A 16,625-nucleotide genomic window follows, 5' to 3' on the forward strand; every position below is an offset into this window, starting at 1 on the left:
ACGCTCAGACCAGCACCCTTCCGTACGCCTCGTCAGGAGCAGCGATGCACGGCCCCGGCCTCCCGCCGCAGCACGGCCCCCACGGCCACCGTTCCCTCTCCGGGGGCGAGATGACGCTGCGCGTGCTGTTCACGGCGCTGCCGCTCCTCAGCTGCGGGTTCTTCGCCTGGGGGTCGATGCTGCGGCTGGCGATCCTCACCCGCAAGGGGCGGGACTGGGCGCTGCTGGTCATCAGCGGGGTGCTGTCGATCGTCTGGCTCACCCTCATCGAGATGGACCCCACGGCCGAGGTCAACGGCTGGCAGGGCAACCTCGGCGCCGGTGGCTCGATCTTCATGGGATTCGCGATCTGCGTGTACCACCTGGTCGCCGATATCCGCCACCACGAGAACAAGAGCCCCGCCGCCCCGGCCGTCGGGGCCGCGCCCTGGTACCCGGCGGGCCCGCAGGCACCGTACGGCGGGCAGCAGCAGACCACCCCCTCCTACGGCTACCCGCCCGTGCGGGACCCGGCCCCCGCGCCCCCGCAGGTTCCCCCGCAGACGGCGCCGCGCCTCGGGCAGGTGCGCGCCGAACTCGACGAACTCAGCGAGCTCCTGCGCCGCCAGGGCCCCGGCCAGGGTCAGAGCCAGAGCCAGAGCCAGGGCCAGAGCCAGGGCCAGGGCCAGGGCCCGGCCCACCCGCCGCGGCCCCAGCAGCCCCCGCAGCCCGGCGGCCCCTACCAGGACCCGAACAGCACGGCCTTCCAGGACCCGAACCGGTGACCGAGAGCGAACGCCTGATCGGCGAGCGCTACCAGCTCGCCACCATCCTCGGCCAGGGCGGCATGGGCCAGGTGTGGACGGCCTACGACCGCCGCCTGGACCGGCGCGTCGCCGTCAAACTGCTGCGCCCCGACCGGGTGGCCGGCCCCGGCACCGTCGCCGAGGAGCTGCGCCGCCGCTTCGTGCGCGAATGCCGCGTCACCGCCCAGGTCGACCACCCCGGGCTGGTCACCGTCCACGACGCCGGCAACGACGGGGACGAGCTCTACCTCGTCATGGGCTACGTCGAGGGCTCCGACCTCGCCGACCACCTCGCCGCGCACGACCCGTACCCGTGGCCCTGGGCGGTCGCGGTGGTCGCGCAGCTGTGCGCCGTGCTCTCCGCCGTGCACGCGGTGCCGATCGTCCACCGCGACCTCAAGCCCCGCAACGTGATGATCCGGCCCGACGGGACCGTGCTCGTCCTGGACCTCGGCGTCGCCTCCGTGATGGACACTGACACCACCCGCCTCACCAGCACCGGCTCCCCGATCGGCAGTCCCGCCTACATGGCGCCCGAACAGGCGATGGGCGGCGCCGTCGGCCCCTACACCGACCTCTACGCCCTCGGCGTGCTGCTCTACGAACTCCTCTCCGGCAACGTCCCCTTCGCCGGATCCACCGCCCTCGGCGTCCTGCACCGCCACCTCTACGAGCCCCCGGCCCCGGTGCGTCCGCTGCGCCCCGAGATCCCGCCGGAGCTGGAGGCGCTGATGCTGCGCCTCCTCGCCAAGGACCCGCAGGACCGGCCCGGTTCCGCACAGGAGGTCTACGAGGCCCTCGAACCCCTGCTCCCGGCCCGCGGCAGCCGCTCCCCGGCGGGCCCCCTCGACCCCACCCGCCCCTTCCTGCGCCCCCATGCGCCCTGGCCGGACCGGGCCGCCGTCGTCCCGCCCCGGCCGGCCGACCCGCCCGCGCCGCCCCGGCCGGACATCCCCGGCGCGGTGGACGAGGCCCGCAAGCTGCTCGACCAGGGGCAGCTCACCCGGGCCGTGGACATCCTCGGCGGGATCCTCCCGGCGGCGGCCGCCGAGCACGGCGAGCACTCCCCGGTGGTCCGCTCGCTGCGCAAGCAGTACGCCGCCACCCTGATGGACGACGGCCAGTTCCGCCGGGCCCTGCCCGAACTGCGGCGCCTCGCGGACGAGTTCCCGGCCGGGGACCCGCAGGCACTGCGCTTCCGCTACGACGCCGCGCAGTGCCTGGAGCAGCTCGGCGAACCGGCGGCGGCCCTGGCCGAATACCGGTCGCTGCTGCCCCTGTTCGAGAACCACTACGCCAACCCGGATCCGGGGCTCCCCCTGGAGGTCCGCCGCCGGATAGCGCACCTGCTGCTGTCGCTGGGCGACCGCCCGGCGGCCCACGACACCCTGGTCCGCCTCCTGTACGACACGGACCGCGTCCACGGACCGGGCCACCCCCTCGCGGTGGACGTCCGCCGCACCCTGCAGTGGCTGGGTCAGGTGCGCTGACCCCGGGCCGGGACCGGACGCCCGGCCCCCTCGGGTCGCCGCGTCCGCCGCCGCCTGACCGCCAGGCCGAGCACCACCAGCGCCGACAGGCCGGCCGCCGCCGTGCCCGCCACCAGGCCCGGGGGGCGGAAGGAGCAGGTCAGGGTGGTGGTGCGGCCGTCCAGGGGGACGGCCAGCAGGCCGAGCCGGGACCGGGACGGGCGCCCGTCGCAGGTCCAGCCAGCGATCGCCGGGACCGCGACCACGGCCGTGCCCCGACTGCCCGGCGGCAGGGTGGCGCGCAGGCCCGAGGCGGTGACCCGTACGGAGGTGGCGGCCGTGGCGCGCAGGGCCGACACCGCCGCCGTCAGGCGCGGCCGGTCCAGGCAGGACAGCTCCCACCGCGGCGGGGCGGGCCGGTCGAAGACCAGCCGGGAGGCGGGCCCGCGCGAGAGCCCGAGGGGCTGGAGCGCCGCCCGGTTGCGGGGGGCGCTGCCGTTCAGCCGGAACGGGCGGCCACCGGCGAGGCGGGCCGTGGCGTTGTACTCCGGGGCCCACAGGTAGGCCTCCGTCCCCGCCCGGCAGACGCCGGGCGCGACCGGGTCCTCGTAGACCTTCGCGCCCAGCAGCAGCTCCTGGTTGGCGAAGGGGGATTCCCCGTACGCCGGTTCGGGGCCCGCCGGGTGGACGGTGACCAGCGGCGGGACCTCGGCGCGGGCGATCGTGCCGTCGGGCTTCAGGCGCGCGCCGACCGCGAACACCGCGTCCGTCACCGGGTTGTCGATGCTCTGCACGTTGCGGCCCCGCGAGGTCCAGCCCGCGCCCAGCGCCTGCATCGTGCGGGTGAACACGTCCGGGGTGTGGCTGCTGTAGTACGAGCCGCCCTCGCCGCCCAGCAGCATCGGGTCGTTGCCGGACAGCGCCGGCCGGCCCGCGTCGGTCCGGTACGCGGGCCAGCCGTCGGCGCCCGCGAGGGCCTCGGCGCGCCGGGTGTGCGCCGCGTTCCAGGACGGGTAGTCGTCCAGCCCTGCCAGTTTGCCCTTGTGGCCGTACGCCGTCGTCGCCGCGGCCTGCGCCACCAGCACCACCGCCAGCAGACCGGCGGCGGGCAGCAGCAGCCGCGGCCGGCGCAGCGCCCACCAGGCCCCGGCCGTCAGCGCCAGCCCGCCGGCGGACAGGGCGTACCCCCAGGTGGTGGTCAGGGCGCTGCCGCTCGCCCACAGCCCGGCCGCCGCCAGCACCGCGGCCCCCGAGGCCAGCGCCCGCCCGGAGGGCAGTCCGGCCGCCAGCCCCGTCCAGGCGGCGATCACCACGATCCCGGCCAGCACGAAGGTCTGCCGGTACGCGCTCCCGTTCGGGGTGGCGAACAGGTGCCAGGCCAGGTGGGTCGGCTCCCACTGGAGCGACAGCAGCACCGCCGTCACCAGCCCCGCCCACCACCAGCGGGTCCGGGCGGGCAGGGCCCGGTGGAAGGGGAGCGCCGCGACCAGGAGCAGGGTCCCGGTGCCCACGAACACCGCGGGGGAGTTGAAGGAGTACGTCGCCGGCATCAGCCGCGCGAACAGGTCGGACCACGGCACCGGACCGAACGTGCGCGACCACCCCGGATAGGCCTGCTTCGAGCTCAGGAACAGCGGTACCAGCACCGGCGCGGCCAGCCCGATCCCCAGCAGCACGGTCCCCGCCGCCCGCCCGACCACCCGGGCCCGTTCGCGTACGCCCTCCCGGGTCAGCACCACCCGCACCACCAGCACCAGGGCCGCGCCCAGGGTCGCCATGTACGCGGTGTAGAAGTTCGCCGTCCAGCCCACCGCCACCACCAGCACCCCGAGTACGGGCCGCCGACCGCGCAGCGCCCATTCGCCGGTGAGGCACAGCAGGGGGAAGGCGATGAGCCCGTCCAGCCACATCGGGTTGTAGGAGGCCTCGATCACCGACCAGCCGCACAGCGCGTACGAGGCCCCCAGCAGTCCCGCGGCCCACCACGGCCCCGGCCGCTGGGTGCGCAGCAGCCAGGCCATCGCCGCCGCCGCGGCCGCCGTCTTGAGCACGGTGACCACGTACACCGCGAGGTCGATGTCCTGGCGCGGGAACAGCGCCACCAGCACGGCGAAGGGGCTCGTCAGATAGGTCCCCAGATCGGGCAGGAAGCTGGTCCCGTACCCGGACTGCCAGTTGAAGAGGAGACCGCCCCGCGCCTGCCCGTGCAGCAGGTCCCACAGGTGCGCGTGGAACGGCACGAACTGGTTGCCGAGGTCGTTGACGCTGCGGTGGCGGTGCCCGTACGGGAAGACGCGCGCGGCGGCGTCCCCGCCGCACACGGCCACGACGGTGACCAGCGCCGCGAACGCCGCCCCCACCAGGCCGGCCCGCCGCGCGGAGCGGCGTGCGGGGGAGGGGGCGGGACGGTCCGGGACGCGGGGCGGGGCGAGCTGCTGTGTCGACATGGTGGAGCGACCATCCCAGGAACGGTGGGCAGGGCGGTGGCCGGGGGGTGAACTCGCACCCCAACACCCCCCGAATCGTTGGTCGAAGCGGTGGCCCGTACCACCCTGACTGCATACCATCGATCACCGCACGGCCCTTGTGCACCGACGCACAATCTCCCGGCCCTGGAGGCTCCTTTGCACCGTCGCACAGCGCTCTCCGTCTCCGCCGCCCTCCTCGCGGCGGCCCCCCTCCTGGCCGCCTGTTCGGGCGGGACGCGCCCCGGCACGGCGGCCGTCGTCGGTGGGGAACGCATCACCACCTCCGCGCTCCAGGCCCAGGTCAACGACGTCCGTACGGCGCAGAACCGTTCCGGGCAGGGTGCGCAGCTCATCGAGGCGACCGCCGGACTGGAGCGCCTCAAACTCAACAAGATGATCCAGACCGCCGTGCTGGAGCGGGCCGCCGACGACGTGGGCCTGAGCGTGAACACCCGGGAGATCGAAGAGGTCCGCAAGGCGCAGCTGCAGCAGGCGGGCGGGGAGAAGGAGCTCGCGGCGGCCGCGCTCCAGCAGGCGCAGCTGGCGCCGGACCAGCTGGAGGCGGACACCCGCTTCAAGCTGCTGCGCGACAAGCTCTTCGCGCACTACGGCAGCCAGGACAAGGCCCTGGCCAAGCTCGGGCAGGCGGCGAAGGCCCTGCACATCGAGGTGAACCCGCGTTACGGCAGCTGGGACCCGCAGCAGATCATCCTCGGTGACCAGCAGACCCCGTGGATCACCCAGCGGACCCGCCCCGAGCAGGCGGGCCCCGCCGGAGCCTGACGCGCGCGGGCGGAGGTAGGTTCGGAGGGTGACCGACCACACCGCCGAACCCGCCCCCGCCGCCTCCGCCGATGCCCGCGCCGAGGCCGGCGCCGGCCCCGGCCGGATCGTCCTGCTGACCGCCAGCCACCGGGTCGCCCCCGGCCTGCTCTCCTGGCCGGCCTGGCGGACCCTGCGCGCCGCGGACCTGGTGCTGTGCGCCGATCCGGGCCACCCGCAGCTGCCGTACCTGCGCGAGGCGGGGGTGGAGGTGGCGCGGGAGGTGCCCGACGCGCACGGGCTCGTCGACGCGTGCGCGGGCGGTCGTACGGTCGTGGTGATCCCGGGCGGCGAGGGCGACCAGCGGCTCACGGACGGACTGGCCCGGCTGGCCGGGTCCGGCCGCGTCAGCATGCCCGACCTGGAACTGCTGCCGGGCTCCTACGACCTGCCCGGAGCGCGCCTGCTCGACCTGGTGCAGGTGATGGACCGGGTCCGGCGCGAATGCCCGTGGACCTCCCGGCAGACCCACGAGGGTCTGGTGAAGTACGCCATCGAGGAGGCGTACGAGCTGGTCGAGGCGATCGAGGACGGCGACCGCGCGGCGCTGCGCGAGGAGCTCGGCGACGTACTGCTCCAGGTGTTCTTCCACGCCCGCATCGCCGAGGAGGCCGGCCGGGCGGAAGAAGGGGACGGGGAAGCGGGAGAAGAGGGAGAAGAAGGGGAGGCGGTGGAGGCGGCCTTCTCCATCGACGACGTCGCGGGGGACCTGGTGGACAAGCTGGTCCGCCGCCACCCGCACGTCTTCGGGGACGCCGAGGCCGAGTCCCCCGAGGACGTCAGCGCGCACTGGCAGGCCACCAAGGCGGTCGAGAAGCAGCGGGAGTCGGTCACCGACGGGATCCCGCTGGGCCAGCCGGGGCTCGCGCTCGCGGCCAAGCTCGCCGGCCGGGTCCGGGCGGGCGGCATCGACGTGGAACTGCCCCGGGGCGAGGGCGTCGGCTACGAACTGCTCGCGCTGGCGGCGCGCGCCGAGGCGGCGGGGACCGACCCCGAGACGGCGCTGCGCGCGGCGGCCCGCGCGTACCGGGACGCGATCAGGGCGGCCGAGGGCGTCGGCTGAGCCGCGGCGGCCCGGGGCCGCGGGCGGTAGGGCCTCAAGGCGGTACCGCGCCAGGCGGTACGGCGGCGCCCGGTTCAGCGGGTGTCGCGCGGGGCGCGTCCCGCCGGGTTGTGCCAGTGCGGTTCGGGGCGGCCCAGGAACCACTCGCCGAAGCCCAGGGGCCGGGTCCGCGCGGCGGCGGAGGCGGGGACGGCGTCGTGGAAGAGCCGGTCGGGGCGGGCGCCCAGTTCCTCCAGGAGCCCGGCGGTCTCCTCCACGAACCGCGCGGGGCCGCTGAGGTGCACGTCCTGCTCCCGCCACAGGGCCCGGTTGCCGAGGGCGGTGGCCAGCCGGCCGGTGGCCTGGTTGCGGTGCCGTCCGGGGGCGGGGGTGATGTAGGTGACGGACAGCCACCGGCAGGAGGCGGCGTACCCGTCGATGAGGGGGCGGTCGTAGAGGTGGGCGCCGTCCCGGGCGACCACGAAGAGGCGCACGTCCTGATCGGGAGGGTGCGCCACCAGGTCCTCCAGCATGGCCCGGACCGGCGCCCACCCGGTGCCGGCGGCGATGAGGGTGACGGGCCGGTCCTCGCGGCGCAGCACCAGGGCGCCGCCCGGGGCGCCGAGCCGCAGCAGCTCGCCGGGCCGGACGTCACGGACCAGCGCGGTGCTGAGCCGGCCACCCTCGATGCGGCTCACGTGCAGGTCGACGGTGGTGTCGGGGCGGGGCGCGTTGCCGAGGGAGTACGTGCGCCAGGTCCTCGGGACGCGTTCGCTGCTCACGCTGACGTACTGGCCCGGCCGGTAGGGGAGCGGGAGGTGCGGGCGCAGGGTGAGCACGCCGATGTCCTCTCCGTACCGCAGGTGGCGCACTACCTCGGCGTCCCACCAGGGGGGCTCCGCGCTCGTGGCGGCTCCGGCCGTCATCGCGTCGGCGATGACCTGGTAGGCCTCGGTCCAGGCCTTCTCGACGACGGGGGTCCAGGCCTCGCCGGAGGTCTGGGCGAGGGCGGCGAGGAGGCTGGCGCCGACGGCCGCGTAGTGCTCGGGGCCGACGAGGAACTTGCGGTGGTCGCGTCCGAGGTCGCGTAGATAGGGGAGGAGGGTCTCGCTCTCCAGCTGCGCGACGACGTGGGTGAGCGCGGCGAAGAGGCGGTCGCGCTGGCGCTCCATCTCCTCGGGGGAGGCCGGGAAGAGGGCGCGGAGTCCGGGGTGGTGCCAGAAGAGGTGGGAGTAGAAGAACTTGACCGCGTGCTCGGCCCGTCTCTCCACCACCGCGAAACTGCTTTTCAAGATCCTCACGTCCACAAATCCGAAAGTAGGAATGTCGTGGAAGTCGAGGTCAAGCGATGGCCCATCTACGGACAGCCGCGACGAACCACCCATATCGGATGATGGCTTCCGGCCGGGATAACGTCGTCAGGTGCATGAGCAGACCTCCACTCCCGCGGCCGACGGTTCCCCCTCCCAGGGGCCGACCCTCTTCGACTGGGAGTTCGCGACCGACCCCTACCCGGCCTACGCCTGGCTGCGCGAGCACTCCCCGGTGCACCGCACGAAGCTCCCCAGCGGGGTCGAGGCATGGCTCGTGACCCGCTACGCCGACGCCCGCCAGGCCCTCGCCGACCAGCGGCTGAGCAAGAACCCCGCACACCACGCGGAACCCGCGCACGCCAAGGGGAAGACCGGGATCCCGGGGGAGCGCAAGGCGGAGCTGATGACGCACCTGCTGAACATCGACCCGCCGGACCACACCCGGCTGCGGCGGCTGGTGTCGAAGGCGTTCACCCCGCGCAGGGTCGCCGAGTTCACCCCGCGCGTGCAGGAGCTCACCGACCACCTGATCGACGGGATCGTCGAGAAGGCCGGCGACGCCGAGCGCGGGGAGGCCGATCTCATCCATGAGTTCGCCTTCCCGCTCCCCATCTACGCCATCTGCGAGATGCTCGGCGTACCGCGCGAGGACCAGGACGACTTCCGCGACTGGGCCGGGATGATGATCCGGCACGGCGGGGGACCGCGCGGCGGGGTGGCCCGCTCCGTGAAGCAGATCCGCACCTATCTCGGGGAACTGATCCACCGCAAGCGGGACGATCTGGGCAATGACCTCATCTCGGACCTGATCCGGGCGAGCGACCACGGGGACCACCTGACGGAGGCGGAGGCCACCGCCATGGCCTTCATCCTCCTGTTCGCCGGCTTCGAGACCACGGTCAACCTGATCGGGAACGGCCTGCACGCCCTCTTCGTGAACCCGGACCAGCGCGCACGCCTCCAGGACTCCCTCGCGGCCGGGGAACGCGGCCTCCTGGAGACCGGCATCGAGGAACTGCTGCGCTACGACGGACCGGTGGAACTGGCCACCTGGCGCTTCGCGACCGAGCCGCTGACCCTCGGCGGGCAGGACGTCGCCGTCGGGGACCCCGTCCTGGTGGTCCTCGCGGCGGCCGACCGCGACCCCGACCGGTTCGCCGACCCGGACACCCTCGACCTCTCCCGGAGTGACAATCAGCACCTCGGATACGGCCACGGGATCCACTACTGCCTCGGCGCCCCGCTCGCCCGTCTCGAAGGCCAGACGGCGCTCGCGACTTTGCTGACGCGTCTGCCGGATCTGGAACTTGCCGTTCCCCCTACGGACCTGCGCTGGCGCGGCGGGCTCATCATGCGGGGCCTGCGCACCCTCCCGGTCCGCTTCACACCTTGAAACACCGGGGTCCGGCAACCCGGCGGCGGAAACCGATCGGCTGACCGGAAGTCAGCCCGGGCCCGAACTTGTGACATCCGTTCGAAGGCGGCTAGGTTCTGCCGTTACCCCGCCGTTATGCGAAAGGTGCAGCCACATGCTTCCCGGGAACGGCCGCCACAGACGCCCCCGCCAGGTACCAGCCCTGGTCGTCACCGCCGGAGTCACCGGCTCCGCGTTGGCCCTGCCGCTGCTCGCCGCCACGAACGCGAGCGCCGCCGACACCGCCACGTGGGACAAGGTCGCCGACTGCGAAAGCGGCGGCACCTGGAGCGCCAACTCCGGCAGCGGGGCTTACGGCGGCCTCCAGTTCAGCCTGGAGCAGTGGAAGAACGCGGGCGGACTCGCCTACGCGGAGCGCCCCGACCTCGCCAGCCGCTCCCAGCAGATAGCCGTCGCCGAGACGGTGCTGGCCTCCCAGGGCCCCCAGGCGTGGCCGCTGTGCTCCGCCTCGGCCGGGCTGACCCAGCAGGGGCCTGCGCCTCAGGTGGACCCCGGCGACCGCCGCGGGCCCGTCGCCCCCACCCCGACCCGGCCGGACAGCGCCGTGCCCGACTCCAGTTCGAGCGGCCGCGCCACCGACTTCGGGGCCCCGACCCCGCAGCCGGCGAAGCCGGGCGCCTCCCCGTCCACGAGCCCGAGCGGGCTGCCGGACTACCCGCTGGGCCCGAACACCGGACTGCCCGTCATGCCGGACCCGGACCCGACCGCGCCGACCACCGCGCCTCCGGTCAGCCCCACCAGCCCGGTGGACCCGACCGCCCCGGTCTCCCCGACGGCCCCGGTCAGCCCGACCGCCCCGGTGGACCCGACGGCCTCCCCGGTCCCGACCACCCCCGGCGCCACCCCCACCTCTCCGGCCGCGGAGAAGGGCGAGGGCGCGGGCAAGCACCGCGGCCCGGCGGCCGTCGAGGTGGCGACCGCGCCCGGCACGGCGTCGGGCACCCCGGACCCCACGTACACGGTGAAGCCGGGCGACAGCCTCACCGACATCGCGAACGCCAAGGGGCTCAAGGGGGGCTGGACCGCCCTCTACCAGGCCAACGAGCAGGTCATCGGTGGGGACGCGGACCTCATCAAGCCCGGTCAGAACCTGGATCTATCCAAGAAATAGGGGCAGTTCGGGCATCCGGAAAGACCTGAATGTCCGTTATCGGTAAATGAGACATGCGTCTCTTCCGGTCAACTGGCGTGTCTCGTTCCGGAACTTCCGCAAACCCCGCCCTCACCTGCGAAAACGCCCATTTGAGGAATGCAAGTAGGCCGGTTTCTCCCTGATGTCGCGCGTTGAACATCGGGGAGAGACCTGCCTACCTTCTGAATCGCTCGCCACCGCGGGCTCCTTCGACCGCATCGCCGAATCCTGCCGGCGGACGGAGGGAACAGTCGTCGCGCAAGCGCCGAAGGCAGGAGCGGGGGAACCAAGGTAGGCGCCGGGAAAGGCCGTTGAGAGACGGTCGCGAACGGCTAGGGGTTAAGCCACGTGCTCGACACGTGACCGGGCAACTCATCCGCCCGAACCCGACAGCTCACCTCGAAGGCGTCGGTGAGGAGAACTCCATGCTGCTTTCCGGCAAGGGCAAGCACCGTCGCGGCTCCAAGGCCGTCCGCATCGTCACGCTCGCCGGTGTCGCCGGTGTCGCCGTCGCCGCCCCGCTGATGGCCGCGGGCTCCGCGAGCGCCGCCACCGTCAGCGAGTGGGACAAGGTCGCCTCCTGCGAGTCCGGCGGCAACTGGTCCATCAACACGGGCAACGGCTACTACGGCGGCCTGCAGTTCTCGTCCTCCACGTGGGCCGCGTACGGCGGCAAGGCGTACGCCGCGCAGGCCAACCAGGCCTCCAAGTCGCAGCAGATAGCCATCGCCGAGAAGGTCCTCAAGGGCCAGGGCAAGGGCGCCTGGCCGTCCTGCGGCGTCGGCCTGTCCAACTCCGCCTACAACGGCGGCGGCTCGACCACCACCCCGTCGAAGCCGAAGCCCGACACCAAGCCGGCCCCGGCCAAGCCCGCCCCGGCGAAGCCCTCCACCCCGAAGGCCGACACCGAGACCAAGGCGTCCGGCTCCGGCTCCGGCAACTGGACCCCGTCCAAGCCCGCCCCGGCGAAGCCGTCGACCCCGAAGGCCCAGGCCCCCTCGACCGGCACCGTGAAGACCGGCAACGGCTCGTACGAGGTCAAGGAGGGCGACACCCTCGGGACCATCGCCCAGGCCAACGGCGTCCAGGGCGGCTGGGAGAAGCTCTTCGACCTCAACAAGGACATCGTCGACGACGCCGACATGATCTTCCCGGGGCAGAAGCTGAAGCTCAGCTGAAATCCCGCGTAACACCGCATCACCGGGCCCGGCCCGTAGTGCTTCCCGCCGCCCGGCGCGTCTCCCACGCGCCGGGCGGCGGTGTGTTGTGCACGGCCGCCGACCTGCGGCGGATACCGCCGAGGGCGAACAGGTGAGGGTCTTATGTCAGAGAAGAGGGGTATTCGGGCCCTTTTTCGTCCCAGGACCCGGGCGGCGACAGGCCCAGTGCCCGGAGCCGGTTAGGCTCTAGTCGGCAAGGCCGTCCCACGGCCACCCGCCACCGCACACCCAGCGTCACATCCCAGAAGGAGATGCTCGTGCCCTCCATCGACGTCGTCGTAGCCCGGGAAATCCTGGACTCCCGAGGCAACCCCACGGTCGAGGTCGAGGTGGGCCTCGACGACGGCAGCACCGGCCGTGCTGCCGTTCCGTCCGGTGCCTCCACCGGAGCGTTCGAGGCCATCGAGCTCCGTGACGGTGACCCCAACCGTTACATGGGCAAGGGCGTCGAGAAGGCCGTCCTCGCCGTCATCGAGCAGATCGGCCCGGAGCTCGTCGGCTACGACGCCACCGAGCAGCGCCTGATCGACCAGGCCATGTTCGACCTGGACGCCACCGACAACAAGGGCTCCCTCGGCGCCAACGCCATCCTCGGCGTGTCCCTCGCCGTCGCGCACGCCGCGTCCGAGGCCTCGGACCTGCCGCTCTTCCGCTACCTCGGCGGCCCGAACGCGCACCTGCTGCCCGTTCCGATGATGAACATCCTCAACGGTGGGTCGCACGCCGACTCCAACGTGGACATCCAGGAGTTCATGATCGCCCCGATCGGCGCGGAGTCCTTCTCCGAGGCGCTGCGCTGGGGTGCCGAGGTCTACCACACCCTCAAGAAGGTCCTGCACACCAAGGGCCTCTCCACCGGCCTGGGCGACGAGGGCGGCTTCGCCCCGAACCTGGAGTCCAACCGCGCCGCGCTCGACCTCATCATCGAGGCCATCAAGCAGGCCGGCTACACCCCGGGCAAGGACATCGCGCTCGCGCTCGACGTCGCCGCGTCCGAGTTCTACAAGGACGGCAAGTACGAGTTCGAGGGCCAGTCCCGCTCGGCCGCCGAGATGACCGACTACTACGCCGAGCTCGTCGAGGCGTACCCGCTGGTCTCCATCGAGGACCCGCTGTTCGAGGACGACTGGGCCGGCTGGAAGACCATCACCGACCGCCTGGGCGCCAAGGTCCAGATCGTCGGCGACGACCTCTTCGTCACCAACCCGGAGCGCCTGGCCCGCGGCATCGAGGAGGGCTCCGCGAACGCCCTGCTCGTGAAGGTGAACCAGATCGGTTCGCTGACCGAGACCCTCGACGCCGTCGAGATGGCCCAGCGCAACGGCTTCAAGTGCATGATGTCGCACCGCTCCGGCGAGACCGAGGACGTCACCATCGCCGACCTCGCCGTCGCCGTGAACTGCGGTCAGATCAAGACCGGCGCCCCGGCCCGCTCGGACCGCGTCGCCAAGTACAACCAGCTGCTGCGCATCGAGGAGATCCTCGACGACGCCGCGGTGTACGCGGGCCGCTCGGCGTTCCCCCGCTTCAAGGGCTGACGCCCTGAAGCTCGGCGTCCCCCGCTTCAAGGGCTGACGCCCTGAAGCTCGGCGTCCCCCGCTTCAAGGGCTGACGCCCTGAAGCTCGGCGTCCCCCGCTTCAAGGGCTAATCACCGCCTTCGGCGCTGGCCTCCGTACGTCCCCGCACTCGGTCCCGTACCGTGTGCGGGGACGTATTGCGTAGTACGCACCAGGGGAGGCGGGACCATGGCCGGGAACCGGGATCGGTTCTCCACCTTCTCGACGGCGACCAGGCTCAAGGAGCTCGGCGAACGCACCGCGGCCCACGTCTACCGCTCGCAGTCCCGCCGGCACATCCGGCGCAGCCGGCTCACCGGCCGGGCGGCCCTGCTGGTGCTCGTCCTCTGTACCCTGGTCGTCGCCCTCGCGTATCCGATGCGCCAGTACGTCTCCCAGCGCTCGGAGATCGCGGACCAGCAGCGGGCCGCCGACCACGCGCGCAAGCGCCTCGACCAGCTCCGGGACGAGAAGGCACGCTGGCAGGACCCCGCCTACGCGGAGCAGCAGGCGCGCAGGCACCTGCACTTCCTGCGTCCGGGGGAGGTCGGCTACATCATGAACGACCCCGGCTCCGGAGCCGCGGAACACCGCCGCGGCGGGCAGTCGGGATCCGACCGCCCCTGGTACTCCAACGTCTGGGACGGCGTCGACAAGGCCGACCGCCCCGGCGAGTGAGACCGCCCGCCCGTCCCCGCACCCACCCACGAGAACGAAGAGACTTCCTCCAGGCATGCAGACGCCCCCGCCCCAGACCGACCGGACCGAGCCGACCGACGCGGACATCGACGCGTTCCAGCAGCAGCTCGGCCGCCCCCCGCGCGGGCTGCGCGCGATCGCGCACCGCTGCCCCTGCGGCCAGCCGGACGTCGTGGAGACCGCCCCGCGCCTCCCCGACGGCACCCCCTTCCCCACGCTCTACTACCTCACCTGCCCGCGCGCGGCCTCCGCGATCGGCACGCTGGAGGCCAACGGCGTGATGAAGGAGATGCAGGCCCGGCTCGCCGAGGACCCGGAGCTCGCCGCGGCCTACCAGAAGGCGCACGAGGACTACATCGAGCGCCGCGACGCCATCGAGGTGCTCCAGGGCTTCCCCAGCGCCGGCGGCATGCCGGACCGGGTGAAGTGCCTGCACGTGCTCGTCGGCCACTCGCTGGCCGCCGGCCCCGGCGTGAACCCCTTCGGCGACGAGGCCCTGGCGATGCTGCCCGAGTGGTGGGCCAAGGGCGCCTGCGTCACCCCGTGCGGGGAGAAGAAGGCGGAGGCCGACGCGTGACCCGGGTCGCGGCCGTCGACTGCGGTACGAACTCCATCCGCCTCCTCGTCGCGGACTGCGACCCGGCCACCGGCGAGCTGGTCGAGCTGGACCGCCGGATGACGGTCGTCCGGCTCGGCCAGGGCGTGGACCGGACCGGCCGGCTGGCCCCTGAGGCACTGGAGCGCACCTTCGCGGCCTGCCGCGAGTACGCCGCGGTGATCAAGGAGCTGGGCGCCGAGCGGGTCCGTTTCGTGGCCACCTCGGCCTCGCGGGACGCCGAGAACCGGGACGACTTCGTCCGGGGCGTCCTGGACATCCTGGGCGTGGAGCCCGAGGTGATCTCCGGGGACCAGGAGGCCGAGTTCTCCTTCACCGGCGCCACCCGGGAGCTCACCGGCCACACCCACCTGGAGCGGCCCTTCCTGGTCGTGGACATCGGCGGCGGCTCGACGGAGTTCGTGGTCGGCGAGGAGCACGTGCGGGCGGCCCGCTCGGTGGACGTGGGCTGCGTCCGGATGACCGAGCGCCACCTGGTCGTGGACGGGCAGGTCACCGACCCGCCGACCGCCGCGCAGGTCGCCGCCATGCGCGCCGACATCGAGGCGGCCCTGGACCTGGCCGCCGAGACGGTCCCGCTGGGCGAGGCGCGCACCCTGGTGGGCCTGGCGGGCTCGGTGACCACGGTCGCCGCGATCGCCCTGGACCTGGCGGAGTACGACTCGTCGGCGATCCACCACTCCCGGATCCCCTACGAGCGGGTCCGCGAGATCAGCGAGCGCATGCTCGCCTCGACCCACGCCGAACGCGCCGCGATCCCGGTCATGCACCCGGGCCGGGTCGACGTGATCGGCGCCGGCGCCCTGGTCCTGCTCGCGATCATGGAGCGGACGGGAGCGACCGAGGTCGTCGTCTCGGAGCACGACATCCTCGACGGCATCGCCTGGTCCGCGGCCTGACCGAGGCCCCGCCCCGCCGCACCGCCGCCCGGCGGCTCCCCGGTCGACCGACCGGGGAGCCGCCGGCGTGCTCAGATACCGCGGTAGACGTCGCGGCGGTCGCCGACCTTGACGACGAGGATGACGAGCTCGCCGTCCAGGACCTGGTAGGCGATCCGGTAGCTGCCGACCCGAAGTCGGTAGAGGCCGGAGGGGCCGTTGAGCTTCTTGATGTCGGCGTCCTCGCGGAAGGGGTCGTCCCCCAACGCGGTGAGCGCGGCGAGGACGCGCATCGCGGCCGGCTTGTCGATGGCCCGGAGTTGCGGCTGTGCCGCGGTGGTGAACCGGAACGCGTACTTCACGCCGCGCCGTCACCCCGTTCGCTGAACAGGTCGGCCAGCAGCTCGGCCATGGTCACGGTCGGACCGCCTTCGGCCAGCACGGCCTCCGCCTCCCGGGCGAGCAGTTCGTCGGCCGCCTCTTCGAGCGCGTTGAAGTCCGCGATGGGGACCAGGGCGGCCACCGGGGCGCCGTTACGGGTGATTATGGTCGGATCGCCCTGCTCCGCCCGATTGATGTGGTCCGCGAGATGGGCACGGGCTTCGCGCACGGTCACAGCGTTCTCACTCATGACGGCAGTGTACGCGTAAGTGTGTACACGCACCTGCCCGGCGTTGCATCGGCGCGGGTTCGCCGGGGATGCTGCACGGCATCGCCTGGTCCTGCCGGTGGCTGAACATCGTGTTCCGCCCGATGGGGCGGTCGTGGTCGGGGCGAGTGAGGAACGAGCGGAGACCGGGCGGAGGCCCGGCGGAGGGCTCGCGGAGGCCGAAAGTCCCCTCCTCCGCACGAACTTCGTGAAGTTCTTCACAAGGAAAAGAGGCCTGTTGGGCCACGGGAAGGGCCCTTCGAGGGGTTCTCGGGGGTCGCGAGGCCGTTTCTCCGTGTGTTTGTGCGAAGAAGTAGGGCTGCGGGTTTCGTATCAGAGGTATGGACGAAGACCAGTGGTCCAGTCCGGTTCAGGCCTTGGAGGCCAGTTCAGGACGGGTGAACAACGATTTTTGATCCACTCCGGTTCCCGTTGCGCCTCATGATCTGGGTCACGTGGGCCGCGCAGTGTAGCAGAGGGTGTGTGTCACCTTGTGAAGGGGCTCACGAGCGTCACCCCTTGGGGTGCTGGATACTCATT

Annotated in this window: 15 protein-coding genes and 1 riboswitch; of the genes, 11 read left to right on the plus strand and 4 right to left on the minus strand. The window is 72.8% G+C overall.

All coding sequences use genetic code 11. From position 1 onward, the window contains the following. The first annotated feature begins 44 nt into the window (after positions 1-44). On the plus strand, positions 45-764 hold the full coding sequence (locus ABZW32_RS08750; protein ID WP_356213146.1) for a hypothetical protein: 720 nt from the start codon (positions 45-47) through the stop codon (positions 762-764). Continuing rightward, a complete protein-coding gene (locus ABZW32_RS08755; protein ID WP_356213149.1) occupies positions 761-2,275 on the plus strand; it encodes a protein kinase in 1,515 nt (504 codons plus the stop codon). The genes ABZW32_RS08750 and ABZW32_RS08755 overlap by 4 nt, the downstream gene beginning before the upstream one ends. Here ABZW32_RS08755 and ABZW32_RS08760 read toward each other — a convergent pair. Then, positions 2,263-4,701: a YfhO family protein gene (locus ABZW32_RS08760; RefSeq protein WP_356213152.1), complete on the minus strand. Its 2,439-nt coding sequence runs from the start codon at positions 4,699-4,701 to the stop codon at positions 2,263-2,265. The two genes, ABZW32_RS08755 and ABZW32_RS08760, sit on opposite strands and share 13 nt — an antisense overlap. Before the next feature lie 177 nt (positions 4,702-4,878). Between ABZW32_RS08760 and ABZW32_RS08765 the strand changes: the two genes are divergently transcribed. Both ABZW32_RS08765 and ABZW32_RS08770 read left to right on the plus strand, forming a co-directional pair. Further along, positions 4,879-5,505, plus strand: coding sequence for a SurA N-terminal domain-containing protein (locus ABZW32_RS08765; RefSeq protein ID WP_356213154.1), 627 nt, complete (start codon positions 4,879-4,881; stop codon positions 5,503-5,505). A gap of 106 nt (positions 5,506-5,611) precedes the next feature. Beyond that, a complete protein-coding gene (locus ABZW32_RS08770; RefSeq protein WP_356213330.1) occupies positions 5,612-6,607 on the plus strand; it encodes a MazG family protein in 996 nt (331 codons plus the stop codon). Positions 6,608-6,681: 74 nt separating this feature from the next. On the opposite strand, the gene ABZW32_RS08775 is transcribed toward ABZW32_RS08770, so the two are convergent. Next, entirely contained in the window at positions 6,682-7,887 is a 1,206-nt protein-coding gene (locus ABZW32_RS08775) for a globin domain-containing protein (RefSeq protein ID WP_356213156.1), read from the minus strand. Between the two features lie 121 nt (positions 7,888-8,008). Here ABZW32_RS08775 and ABZW32_RS08780 point away from each other — a divergent pair, with 121 nt between their 5' ends. From ABZW32_RS08780 to ABZW32_RS08810, 7 genes are all read left to right on the plus strand, one after another. Then, positions 8,009-9,292: a cytochrome P450 gene (locus ABZW32_RS08780; protein WP_356213158.1), complete on the plus strand. Its 1,284-nt coding sequence runs from the start codon at positions 8,009-8,011 to the stop codon at positions 9,290-9,292. 136 nt (positions 9,293-9,428) lie between these two features. Then, on the plus strand, positions 9,429-10,445 hold the full coding sequence (locus ABZW32_RS08785) for a transglycosylase family protein (RefSeq protein WP_356213160.1): 1,017 nt from the start codon (positions 9,429-9,431) through the stop codon (positions 10,443-10,445). A gap of 274 nt (positions 10,446-10,719) precedes the next feature. After that, positions 10,720-10,889: riboswitch (cyclic di-AMP (ydaO/yuaA leader) on the plus strand. Positions 10,890-10,891: 2 nt separating this feature from the next. After that, positions 10,892-11,644 (plus strand): transglycosylase family protein, encoded by a 753-nt coding sequence (locus tag ABZW32_RS08790; protein WP_356213162.1) that lies wholly within the window; start codon positions 10,892-10,894, stop codon positions 11,642-11,644. Positions 11,645-11,937: 293 nt separating this feature from the next. Next, on the plus strand, positions 11,938-13,224 hold the full coding sequence (gene eno, locus ABZW32_RS08795) for a phosphopyruvate hydratase (RefSeq protein WP_030028493.1): 1,287 nt from the start codon (positions 11,938-11,940) through the stop codon (positions 13,222-13,224). Positions 13,225-13,432: 208 nt separating this feature from the next. Then, complete coding sequence (locus ABZW32_RS08800) at positions 13,433-13,921, plus strand: septum formation initiator family protein (RefSeq protein ID WP_356213164.1); 489 nt, start codon at positions 13,433-13,435, stop codon at positions 13,919-13,921. A 55-nt stretch (positions 13,922-13,976) separates the two neighbouring features. Next, positions 13,977-14,519, plus strand: a complete 543-nt coding sequence (locus ABZW32_RS08805; RefSeq protein ID WP_356213166.1) for a DUF501 domain-containing protein — start codon at positions 13,977-13,979, stop codon at positions 14,517-14,519. Beyond that, positions 14,516-15,457 carry a Ppx/GppA phosphatase family protein gene (locus tag ABZW32_RS08810; RefSeq protein WP_356213168.1) on the plus strand — a complete coding sequence of 314 codons (942 nt, stop codon included), beginning with the start codon at positions 14,516-14,518 and terminating at the stop codon, positions 15,455-15,457. The genes ABZW32_RS08805 and ABZW32_RS08810 overlap by 4 nt, the downstream gene beginning before the upstream one ends. Before the next feature lie 71 nt (positions 15,458-15,528). On the opposite strand, the gene ABZW32_RS08815 is transcribed toward ABZW32_RS08810, so the two are convergent. Both ABZW32_RS08815 and ABZW32_RS08820 read right to left on the minus strand, forming a co-directional pair. Further along, positions 15,529-15,798, minus strand: coding sequence for a type II toxin-antitoxin system RelE/ParE family toxin (locus ABZW32_RS08815; protein ID WP_356213171.1), 270 nt, complete (start codon positions 15,796-15,798; stop codon positions 15,529-15,531). Next, positions 15,795-16,067 carry a type II toxin-antitoxin system Phd/YefM family antitoxin gene (locus tag ABZW32_RS08820; protein WP_356213174.1) on the minus strand — a complete coding sequence of 91 codons (273 nt, stop codon included), beginning with the start codon at positions 16,065-16,067 and terminating at the stop codon, positions 15,795-15,797. The genes ABZW32_RS08815 and ABZW32_RS08820 overlap by 4 nt, the downstream gene beginning before the upstream one ends. Positions 16,068-16,625: the final 558 nt, after the last annotated feature.

Source organism: Streptomyces sp. NPDC004667 (assembly GCF_040609475.1).
Lineage (GTDB): Bacteria > Actinomycetota > Actinomycetes > Streptomycetales > Streptomycetaceae > Streptomyces.

Coding starts and splice junctions, on each gene's coding strand:
- ABZW32_RS08750 (WP_356213146.1), top strand. CDS start 45: ATGCACGGCCCCGGCCTCCCGCCGCAGCACGGCCCCCACGGCCACCGT.
- ABZW32_RS08760 (WP_356213152.1), bottom strand. CDS start 4,701: ATGTCGACACAGCAGCTCGCCCCGCCCCGCGTCCCGGACCGTCCCGCC.
- ABZW32_RS08785 (WP_356213160.1), top strand. CDS start 9,429: ATGCTTCCCGGGAACGGCCGCCACAGACGCCCCCGCCAGGTACCAGCC.
- ABZW32_RS08790 (WP_356213162.1), top strand. CDS start 10,892: ATGCTGCTTTCCGGCAAGGGCAAGCACCGTCGCGGCTCCAAGGCCGTC.
- eno (WP_030028493.1), top strand. CDS start 11,938: ATGCTCGTGCCCTCCATCGACGTCGTCGTAGCCCGGGAAATCCTGGAC.
- ABZW32_RS08800 (WP_356213164.1), top strand. CDS start 13,433: ATGGCCGGGAACCGGGATCGGTTCTCCACCTTCTCGACGGCGACCAGG.
- ABZW32_RS08805 (WP_356213166.1), top strand. CDS start 13,977: ATGCAGACGCCCCCGCCCCAGACCGACCGGACCGAGCCGACCGACGCG.
- ABZW32_RS08820 (WP_356213174.1), bottom strand. CDS start 16,067: ATGAGTGAGAACGCTGTGACCGTGCGCGAAGCCCGTGCCCATCTCGCG.